Annotated in this window: 9 protein-coding genes and 1 tRNA gene; 8 read left to right on the forward strand and 2 right to left on the reverse strand. The window is 59.8% G+C overall.

All coding sequences use genetic code 11. The features are described from left to right. Positions 1-4: 4 nt before the first annotated feature. Together ASE83_RS05305 and ASE83_RS05310 are read right to left on the reverse strand one after the other, a co-directional pair. Complete coding sequence (locus tag ASE83_RS05305; RefSeq protein ID WP_156352649.1) at positions 5-790, reverse strand: SPOR domain-containing protein; 786 nt, start codon at positions 788-790, stop codon at positions 5-7. Then, positions 787-1809, reverse strand: coding sequence for a lytic murein transglycosylase (locus ASE83_RS05310; RefSeq protein WP_055784411.1), 1023 nt, complete (start codon positions 1807-1809; stop codon positions 787-789). Before ASE83_RS05310 ends, ASE83_RS05305 begins: the two co-directional genes overlap by 4 nt. A gap of 114 nt (positions 1810-1923) precedes the next feature. Here ASE83_RS05310 and ASE83_RS05315 point away from each other — a divergent pair. The 8 genes from ASE83_RS05315 to ASE83_RS05340 all read left to right on the forward strand — a co-directional run bounded on the left by ASE83_RS05315 (position 1924) and on the right by ASE83_RS05340 (position 9496). Beyond that, a tRNA-Ser gene (locus ASE83_RS05315) sits at positions 1924-2013 on the forward strand. A gap of 187 nt (positions 2014-2200) precedes the next feature. Further along, positions 2201-3403, forward strand: a complete 1203-nt coding sequence (locus ASE83_RS05320) for a tyrosine-type recombinase/integrase (protein WP_055784413.1) — start codon at positions 2201-2203, stop codon at positions 3401-3403. Positions 3404-3436: 33 nt separating this feature from the next. Further along, on the forward strand, positions 3437-4234 hold the full coding sequence (locus ASE83_RS18385; RefSeq protein ID WP_156352651.1) for a hypothetical protein: 798 nt from the start codon (positions 3437-3439) through the stop codon (positions 4232-4234). Between the two features lie 446 nt (positions 4235-4680). Further along, entirely contained in the window at positions 4681-5586 is a 906-nt protein-coding gene (locus ASE83_RS18870; protein ID WP_235513002.1) for a hypothetical protein, read from the forward strand. A gap of 141 nt (positions 5587-5727) precedes the next feature. Beyond that, positions 5728-5898 (forward strand): helix-turn-helix domain-containing protein, encoded by a 171-nt coding sequence (locus ASE83_RS19090; protein ID WP_443024306.1) that lies wholly within the window; start codon positions 5728-5730, stop codon positions 5896-5898. Then, a complete protein-coding gene (locus ASE83_RS05330; RefSeq protein WP_055784415.1) occupies positions 5888-6811 on the forward strand; it encodes a hypothetical protein in 924 nt (307 codons plus the stop codon). The genes ASE83_RS19090 and ASE83_RS05330 overlap by 11 nt, the downstream gene beginning before the upstream one ends. A 183-nt stretch (positions 6812-6994) precedes the next feature. Continuing rightward, positions 6995-8083 carry a hypothetical protein gene (locus tag ASE83_RS18400; RefSeq protein ID WP_156352657.1) on the forward strand — a complete coding sequence of 363 codons (1089 nt, stop codon included), beginning with the start codon at positions 6995-6997 and terminating at the stop codon, positions 8081-8083. Positions 8084-8330: 247 nt separating this feature from the next. After that, a protein-coding gene (locus ASE83_RS05340; protein ID WP_156347626.1) for an IS3 family transposase occupies positions 8331-9496 on the forward strand; the annotation gives its coding sequence in 2 pieces (ribosomal slippage) (positions 8331-8583 and positions 8583-9496; 1167 coding nt in all). The last annotated feature ends 18 nt before the right edge of the window (positions 9497-9514 follow it).

Raw genomic sequence — 9514 nt, forward strand, 5'->3', positions numbered from 1 at the left:
CCGTTCAGTCCTGGGCGATGATCCGGGCGTCGCCGAACCCGCGACGGGCGATCGACGCACGGGCGGTTTCGGCAGCGGCTCGGGTGGCGAATGGGCCTGCCTGCACCCGGTACAGCCTGCCCGCCGAACGCACAACGCCGTCGACCGATTTTGCGAGCGCAGCGGCACGCGCGGCGTCGGACAGCGCGGCGACCTGTACGACCCACCGTCCGCTGGCAGCGACGGGTGCTGGCTTGGCAGGCGCAGCCTTGGCGGGTGTGGGCTTGGGCGCGGCAGGGATCGGCCGAAGCGTCGGCTTCACCGAGGGCGCCGCAGTCGACGCTGTCGCGACAGCCACGGGGACCGGCGGAGCCTGCGGCAACCTGCGACGTAGCGCGGCCAGCAATGGTGCCGGAGCGTCGAGGCGATTGACCACGGTCCCGGCACGCACTGCCGCTTGTTCTGCGGGCGACGGAACGGCGGGTCGGATACGGACCGCCGCCGTGCCGGCCGTCAGCCCCAATGCGGCGGCGGTGCCGGGGGAGATGCTGCCGGTCACGCTGCCGGGCGACGTCCTGTCGGGTTCGACCAGCACGATGATCGTTCGGCCGCTCGCCAGGTCGGTAACCTCTGCGAAGGTGCCCGCCGCCAGGCCTCGGTGCGATGCCGTCATGCTGGCTACGGACGCCGAACCCGCGATCGATACCGGTCCAACGTCGTCAAGGCGCTGTTCGTGCGCGACCGGCGGCGGCATGTCCGCTCGGCCCTGCCCCAACCCGGCGAGCAGCAGGACGATCAGGCCCACGCTCACCGGGCGACCGCATCGGCAAGCAGGCCGACCGACAGCGCATAATAGTTCGAACAATTATAATCGAGGATCACCCGGTAATTACCGGTCAGCAGATAGGCCGTCTCGCCCGGACCATCGGGTTCGATCAGCGTCGCTTGGATCGTCGGGTCCAGCTGCCGACCGTCGCTCGGCACGACGCCCAGCGCCTGCCACTCGGCGAGCGTGCGCCACTGGCTGTGCCGTTCGAACACGCGCGGGCAACGGGGCGACAGCGACCGGGGCGTCAGGATCGACCGGTCGAAACCGGCCGGCACGCGGACGGCGAACCCCCATGGCTGCCCCGGCCGCCACCCGGCATCGACGAAGTAATTGGCGATCGATGCCAGCGTATCGGCTTCGTTCGACCAGATGTTGGGGACCCCGTCACCATCGCCGTCGCGCGCCAGTCGTAGATAGATGGACGGCAGGAACTGTGGATAGCCGAAGGCGCCGGCCCAGCTTCCCTTAAGCCGATCGCGCGGTACGCCCCGGTCGATCATCTTGAGCGTCGCGATGAATTCGGGTTCGAACAGCGACCGGCGACGGCCTTCATACGCCAGCGTGGCCAGGCTGCGCGGCAGGTCGAAGTCGCCAGTATAGCTGCCATAGTTGGTTTCATGGCCCCAGATAGCGACCATGATCTCCTCGGGAACACCGGTCTGTCGCTCGATCGACACCAGCCGCGACCGCTGTGCGGCATAGGCGGTCCGCCCGCGGCTGATCCGGGCCGCATCGACGTGCCGCATCCGATAGGGTGCGAACCGCGACACGGTCGTCGTGTTCGACGATCCGGGCTGTTGCCGGTCCAGTTCGACGACACGCGGATTGTAGGTCAGCGTCGGCAGCACGGCATTGAGGGTCGATTGCTGGACCCCCTGCGCCCTCGCCCGCACCGCGACCTCGCGCAGATAGGACTGAAACCCCTCCGCATCCTGGGCCGACGCCGAAGCCCCTGCCATCAGGCTGAGCATGATCGCCAACCCCGCCTTCGCCAAACGCATACACCGGCCTCCCGCTACCCTATGGTATTGGCACAGCGCGCCACGTGGATGAACCCCCCGCGCGACAAAGGCTTGCACAAAGCGGCCCACCCGCTCTAGTCGCGGCATCGCGCAGGAAGAGTGTCCGAGTGGTTTAAGGAACCGGTCTTGAAAACCGGCGAGCGGGCAACCGTTCCGTGGGTTCGAATCCCACCTCTTCCGCCAGAGCTGATTTCGCCGACGTTCGCGATCGTTCTCAGAAGATCCTTAGAGTACTGAAGATGTTGCATTTATTTCGGCGCTAGCATTGCCGAGTGTTCGCGACGGTTCGTCGAGATGCGCCTGAAGCCAAGTTGAAAGTGGGCATGAAAGTGGGCATGAAACCGGTGGAATTCGAACCCCCGAGAGGCTTATGGCGCGTGCACTGAACAAGCTGACGGTCCGCGGAGTCGCGGCGTTGAAGGTGCCCGGGCGGCACGCGGACGGCGGTGGCCTGTATCTGCGGATCACGACGGCAGGCGCACGGTCGTGGGTGTTCATGACCGTGTCGAACGGCAAGCGGGCCGAGATTGGCATCGGTCCCGCATCGTCGGTTAGCCTAGCCACAGCACGCCGCATCGCCGGTGAAATGCGGGAGGCAGTAGCGGTCGGACTGGACCCGCGTGGGATTTTGGGGACCGAAACGCCGGTGGAAGAACCTGCGGTGCTGACGTTCGGGGCCTTTGCCGATCAGTACATCTCCAGCGTCGAAGACGGCTGGCGCAACCCCGTGCATCGGCAGCAATGGCGCAGCAGTCTGCGCGACCACGCCGCGACGATACAGAACGTGCCTGTCGCCGACGTCGGCACCGAAGATGTGTTGGCAGTATTGCAGCCAATCTGGCTAACAAAGGCCGAGACCGCAAAGCGGGTGCGCGGGCGCATCGAGAAGATCCTCGACGCGGCAAAGGCGCGCGGTCTTCGTGCACGCGATAGCATGAACCCGGCCACGTATCGCGGGCATCTGGCGCTGCTGCTGCCAAATCAGTCAAAGGTCGAACGTGGTCATCATGCTGCACTGCCTTGGCGTGATGCGCCTGCGTTCTTCCAGCAGCTAAAGCAGCGTCCGGCGTTGGCAGCTCGGTGCCTGGAGTTTGTCATATTGACGGCCGCCCGCAGCGGTGAGGCGCTAGGCGCTACCTGGGGCGAGATCGACGTTGACGCAAAGCTATGGACCGTCCCTGCTGCGCGCATGAAGGCAGGTGCCGAACACGTTGTGCCACTGTCTGATGCGGCCATGGCGGCACTGGCCCAGGTGAAGCCAGATAGGTTCATCGCGACAACCCCGGTGTTTGGCATCGGCGGTGCGGCGCGGTCGAATATGGCGATGGCCATGCTGTTGCGCCGAATGAACTACGGCCACATAACGACCCACGGTTTCCGCAGCACGTTTCGTGACTGGGCAGGTGATGCCACCAGCTACCCGCGCGAGATCGTTGAGCAGGCGCTGGCGCATACCATTCAAAACAAAGCAGAACGTGCCTATCGACGCGGGACCGCCGTAGATCGGCGACGAACGCTGATGGAAGAATGGTCGAACTATCTTGCTAGCTCGGATAAAGATCGCAATAAATAAGTAGAATGTAGCGATGACTTGCGAGGGGACGGTATGAGTGAATTGGGAAGTGAAGAAAAACACAAAAAGAATTTATCAGTTGCACGTGCGCTTCGCCCGAAACGTGTTATTTCTCTGTATGGCAGCATGAACGGCGGACCTGTTCATACGCGACAAATATTAGCACTTTGCCTTCGAGAAGGCCGATTGCGGTGTAGAGTGTCAAAGAAATGGGTATCTAGCAAAGAGTCTATACTTGAATCCTGGAAAGCGAACCCAAAACCGGAAATAAATCCAAAAGATCTACAAAATATAAACAAGCATTACCTCAAGAGATCGTTTTGGTGGCGGTCTGTCTGCTGGCTGGACGACGTAGCTGGCTGGGACTTCAGCCAAGGACGGATGTACATTACCGTTTCTCTCAACCCTTTGAAACGCATAATGCTTTTCGATGCAAGGTTTCATAGCGGCGATATAAAAAAGATATTGGTGCCCGGCTCGTTGAAACTCGTGAAGGGTTCGTTCGAAAAATTAAGAAAACTCGACCAATGGCGGATATTTTGGCATGAGATGTTTATGCTGGCAACTAACGATGGTGAACTTGCAGCGCAGTCAACTCTAGCGTCACTTACCTCAGAAGGAAAAGTCATAGATAAAATACGGAATGATATGGCAGCAGAGTCGGATTTCTGGAAGGAAAACCGTGATAAAATTGATGAGGATTTAGCATCAATAATATCCTCCCGTAGCGTACTTGATATTTCTGACCATACAGTCACTGAAGAAATAAAATTATTGAGGCAGGCTCTAAAAGTTACGAGGGTGTATAATCAGTCTAAGATTAAAAGATAATATATAAGATGTTTTGTAATGCAGGCTTATTGAAGTTCGCATTTATTATTAGCTAGAAAATATTATAGTGTATGTGAGTTAATAATGTTATTTTATGTGCTGGAATTAGATTGATCTTATTTTAGGGGAATATCATGGATATTTGGCCTATATATTATTGAGTAAAATTGCTTCTTTGAAAATATTTTCTTAGAAGTACATTGCGTTTTATGCGTTTGTTTGCAATGTTACGGCGCAATGTTTGCTCGTGATTTTTGGCCTCCCGGCTGGACTGAGGTGTGAGCTGGCATGGTGTGTGTCGTTGCCCACTAAATGCCTGGCGGGGCGTCGCGGGTTTGGGTGACGTACTCACGGGGCGGGCAATAGCTCTCTGCCTTGTAGTGCTTAAGCCAACCTGGCAGCTGCTCGAAGACGGTGCGAGTATCAGGCGTAGGGTTCACGCGGGAATGGTCGCGCTTGAGCGTGCGGACGAAGGCTTCAGCCGTTCCGTTCGACTGCAGGCTGCTGACCGGTATGGCACGCGGGACGAGGCCGATGTTGCGCGCGAAGCACCTGGTATCGCCAGCGGCATAAAGGCTGCAGTTGTCGGTGAGTCACTCGATCGGCCCTGCGAGGCGCTTCACGAGTTCGAAGCAATGGTTGACGGTGGCGATCATCAGGTCGCAGACATCTTCGGCAGTGATGCCGCCGGTGTTAGCAACGTGCTCCGTGGACTCCCTGTCGCAGCATTCAAGTGCAAAGACGACGCGTACCTTCTCGCCGTTGTCGCAAGCAATCTACAGCGCGTCAGAGCACCAGCGGGTGTTGCGCCGATCGACGGCGACGCGACCGTCATGACGCCGTTCCTCGCCCGTGCCGCAATGGGGCTGGAGCGGCAGGCCGTAGCGTCGCGAAACGGTGATCGCCCGCGTGGCCGGGGCGGTGATCGGTCGCGCATGGCGTACAGATGCTGGCGGCTGATGCCGATGTCGAGCGTAATAGCAGTTTTTTTGGCGTGCGGCCCAGGGAGCAGCCTGGCGCAGGATCTCGGCTTCCATGTTTTTTTGCTGTGCAGGCGTTGTCACTCAGCCATCGGATGGGAGCACCACCGCCTCGTCGGCACCGGTCTTAGTCAGCGTACCCTGCGCCATCAACCACCGCCAGATGAAGAGCTGGCCAGCGCCGATGCCGCGGCGGCGGGCGACCAACGACACGCTCTTGCCCGGCAGGTACCTCTGCTCAACGATACCGACCGTCTCTCGGCGGCCACCGCCTCTCGCGCCGAACCCCGGATAGGACCTCGCCGTCATTGTGACGCTTGGTCGTATGCTCAGTCACATGCCTCATTCTTACACAAGGGCGAAACCATTTGAGGTCAATTTGGCGGCCAGCTCAGCATATCCAATTGGGGGTCAACTTTTGGGGTGCTATTAGAGGCCGCGAATCTGCGTAGATGAATCTCCCCAGCTCGACCGACAGTGGGCCGAGCGATCACCAAAATGGGGATGAGAGTAATGCGAAGAAGGTATATTCCACTTCTGGATGCGTGCGCTGCAACGCAGCTATCCAAAACGACCATGTACGGGTTGATTGCGCAGAACCGTCTGCGCCGGTTCAAAGTTGGCCGCAAAACGTATCTCGCCGTTTCCGAACTCGAAGCCTTGTTCGGAGGCGATGATGACTGACCGCTACATTCCTACACCGAGTGAGGACAGTCCTGTCCAGGTTGACAAGCCCAGCAAGCGCGACGCTTTCCAGGACGCTCTTGCCGTTTGCCCTACGCTAGCTGCGATCAGCCGCGGCCTGGAGGGGCGTGAAGTTCTGAGCCTCACCCATGTTCCCGTTGGGGACAGGCGCGTCGTCCAAATGGTTGCATCGGAAATCGTTAGCCGGCTCAGCGAACTGGTACGAAACGGACGCTTGGATAATATCTCGATGGAAGTTCGCTACGATTCGAAGTTCGACAGTCGTTCGGCCCATCCCAAAATTGATTTGAAGCAGTTGGCGAAATTTCACGGCATCGCGAAGAAGGCATCGCCGCACTGCATCTCCCAAATTGTCACGGCGTGCGGGGGATCGGAGGTTGAGGGCGAGAGCTTTGCGTTGGCAAACTACGTCGTAACGCTTGCCCTCAAGATCGACAACGTTACCGGTCTCGCCCCGGCGAACTCCCATCGTATTCCGCAAGGAGCAGCTTCGGGATCTGGCCTGCGGCCCACATTAAAGACCATTTCCGTCGACAATCCGACGGTGGATGACGTGGAGAAAGTTGTCGGAGAATTCGTGAGTGCGCAGGCTTTCGTGCGCGACGCATCCGTTGCAATGGCAAAGGATGCAAATTTGTTGGCGTTCAAAAAGGAGTGGGTTGCGCGGCGGTTTATGCATCTTCAGGCCGATGCCCTCATTCCATTCGTCAAGGCGTTCCTCGGCGCAGGGATTGGCGATACGATCCTGAAAATAGCAATGGCGGCGCCCGCTGCTGCCGCACGCGAAAACAAGCGCCGCGAAAATGCAATGACGCGTGATGAGCTGCTCCACCTGGTATGGTCGGACGCACTGGACAACGGTCGCAAGAAGCCGCCCCTGATCATCATGTAAAGGCCGGGTCGCCGGGTGGCTTGCTGCCCGGCGACAGCGCCATGTCGATCATTACGGCTAGTAGGCCAGTCGGCCTGTAACCCCCCTACTATCACAGTAATACGCCCCAAACAGGCTATCAACTAAGCGTTGGTGGCGACTGCACGGCTGTGTTCGTGATACAGCTCATGGAACCCGTACCACATGTCATACCCAAGAGCCCGTCGTGCAGCGCGCCGCAGCGCCCACGCAAAATCGGCTGCGTTCCATCTGAAACTTCGCCAAGCATTGGCGTACTACCCGCCAAACCACCGTGATGCCGAAACCCTGTGGTTTTGGGACACCCTCGCACCGTACGGTTTTTTGCCGTTGGCAAACGCGCGTGTGCGCCGCGCTGCAGCCACCGCGCTGATCGACGCGGTACTCGCGCATTATTCCCGGGTTTATCAGGACCGTAGCGTACGGACCTTCTTAGTGACCTTCGCATGGGATGCGGGGTTGACCCCCATCACGGAACCCGTGCTGGACATGGAAGCTATGGAGCGCTTGGTGCGCCGCCAACTAGAACGGCTTGGATTGAATGCCGTTTGCGCCTTTGACCTCGATGTGTTTAGCAAGCCCAACGACGGCGAAGAAGTTCGCCATCTTCATATGCATGTGCACGCGCTATGCTGGACGCGCGACCCGACCTTTCAACCTCATACAACGGCTGCGAAGCTGCGGGAGGGCCGAGCGTTTCCCAACCGGATTGGGGCACCCAGCGTCAAGTTCCGTTCCCGCGCTGAATCGGCTGCGCAGTTTGCGGCGTTCGAACGTGCGTGTCGGAAGCGCGTTCGTGCCAAACCAGTCACGGCCTCCCCAAACATCGCACGCGATCGTTCACGCCGTGATCAAACCGCGTTGTCGATCGCGAACCTCGCACAATATATGTCAAAAGACACTGCCGTCTCCAAAAACCGCTACAAAGGCCGCGACGGCAACATGCGGATGCGTCCCGAAGCGCGCCGCTTTACGTTCAAAATCGCGCTGCGTTTTGCGGAGATTTTTTCAGAAATTTCTCCATTCGATGCGGTGTTCGGTGTTGGTGCCGAGGCGAGCCTCGTTACGGCCGATTACAGCGCGCGCATTCGTGCATGGGAACGTCGCAACCGCGAGAGCGGGGAGCCTTGCAACGAACGCGAATTGAAGGCAGCGTGGATCAGGTACTTTATCAGACACGCAAACCTGGGCCTCTCACCGTGCATCATTCGTCAACGACGGCATACGTTGGCGAATGTAGCTTCAGCCAAATAGTGCAAACTGGAAGCCGGGTGTGAGCCCGGTTTCTACAAGCTAAAGCTGGGCCCCATGACATAAACGGGGAAAGGTTGACGTGACTGACGTGACCCCCGTTTTTTCCTCCAGTTGGAGCTAGAGTCCGACCCCGGAAAGGGACGGACAGATGAAGCGGAAGCAGTTTTCGGAAGAGCAGATCAGTGACGTGACCCCCGTTTTTTCCTCCAGTTGGAGCTAGAGTCCGACCCCGGAAAGGGACGGACAGATGAAGCGGAAGCAGTTTTCGGAAGAGCAGATCATCGGCATCCTGAAGGAGGCCGAGGCTGGTGCGGTGGTGACGGATCTGTGCCGGCGGCACGGGATGTCGAGCGCGACCTATTACGCCTGGAAAGCCAAGTTCGGCGGCTTGGAGGTGTCCGATGCGAAGCGGCTGCGGGCGCTCGAGGAGGAGAACGCCCGGCTCAAGCGACTGCTCGCGGACACGATGCTGGACAACGCAGGTCTGAAGGACCTGCTGGCAAAAAAATGGTGACGCCCGCCGCGAAGCGGGAAGCGGTCGCGCATCTCCAGACGGCGCTGGGGATGAGCGAGCGGCGGGCGTGTGCTGTCGTCGGGGCGGATCGCACGAGCATGCGGTATCGCTCAAGCCGGGCAGATGATGGCGACCTTCGGTCGCGTCTGCGCGAGCTGGCGCAGCAGCGCCGACGGTTCGGCTATCGGCGGTTGCACATCCTGCTGCGGCGGGAGGGCATCACGATCAACCGCAAGAAGACACAGCGGCTTTACCGCGAGGAAGGTCTGACAGTCCGTCGCCGGAAGGGACGAAAGCGCGCCGTCGGCGCGCGGGCACCTGCGCCGGTGCTGGCGCTACCCAACCAGCGCTGGAGCCTGGACTTCGTTCATGATCAGATGGCCACGGGGCGGCGGTTCCGTATCCTCAACATCGTCGACGACGTGACCCGGGAGTGTTTGCGGGCGGTGCTCGACACGTCAATCTCGGGCAAGCGGGTGGTGCGCGAGCTGGGCGACCTGATCGCCGAGCGTGGCGCGCCCAAGATGATCGTCAGCGACAATGGCACCGAGTTGACCTCAAACGCGGTGCTGGCGTGGTCGGGCGATGCCGACGTCGAGTGGCACTATATCGCTCCGGGCAAACCGACGCAGAACGGGTTCGTCGAGAGCTTCAACGGTCGCATGCGCGACGAGCTACTCAATGAGACGCTGTTCTTTACGGTCCGCCAGGCGCGCACGATCCTCGCCCGCTGGGTCGAGGACTACAACACAGAGCGGCCACACTCCTCGCTCGGCTACGCCACACCGGCCGCCTTCGCCGCAGAACTCGAAAAGCAACGGTCGGGTTTAAACCTGACCGTTGCTTCACCCGCGCTCCTGCGCGACAACAACGGTCGGTCTCTGGTCGCAGCTGGATGAAAGGCGGGGGTCACGTCA

It is taken from the genome of Sphingomonas sp. Leaf32 (assembly GCF_001421765.1).
In the GTDB taxonomy this organism is placed as follows: Bacteria; Pseudomonadota; Alphaproteobacteria; order Sphingomonadales; family Sphingomonadaceae; genus Sphingomonas.

Coding starts and splice junctions, on each gene's coding strand:
- ASE83_RS19090 (WP_443024306.1), top strand. CDS start 5,728: ATGCGAAGAAGGTATATTCCACTTCTGGATGCGTGCGCTGCAACGCAG.
- ASE83_RS18385 (WP_156352651.1), top strand. CDS start 3,437: ATGAGTGAATTGGGAAGTGAAGAAAAACACAAAAAGAATTTATCAGTT.
- ASE83_RS05310 (WP_055784411.1), bottom strand. CDS start 1,809: ATGCGTTTGGCGAAGGCGGGGTTGGCGATCATGCTCAGCCTGATGGCA.
- ASE83_RS05320 (WP_055784413.1), top strand. CDS start 2,201: ATGGCGCGTGCACTGAACAAGCTGACGGTCCGCGGAGTCGCGGCGTTG.
- ASE83_RS18400 (WP_156352657.1), top strand. CDS start 6,995: ATGTCATACCCAAGAGCCCGTCGTGCAGCGCGCCGCAGCGCCCACGCA.
- ASE83_RS18870 (WP_235513002.1), top strand. CDS start 4,681: ATGGTCGCGCTTGAGCGTGCGGACGAAGGCTTCAGCCGTTCCGTTCGA.
- ASE83_RS05330 (WP_055784415.1), top strand. CDS start 5,888: ATGATGACTGACCGCTACATTCCTACACCGAGTGAGGACAGTCCTGTC.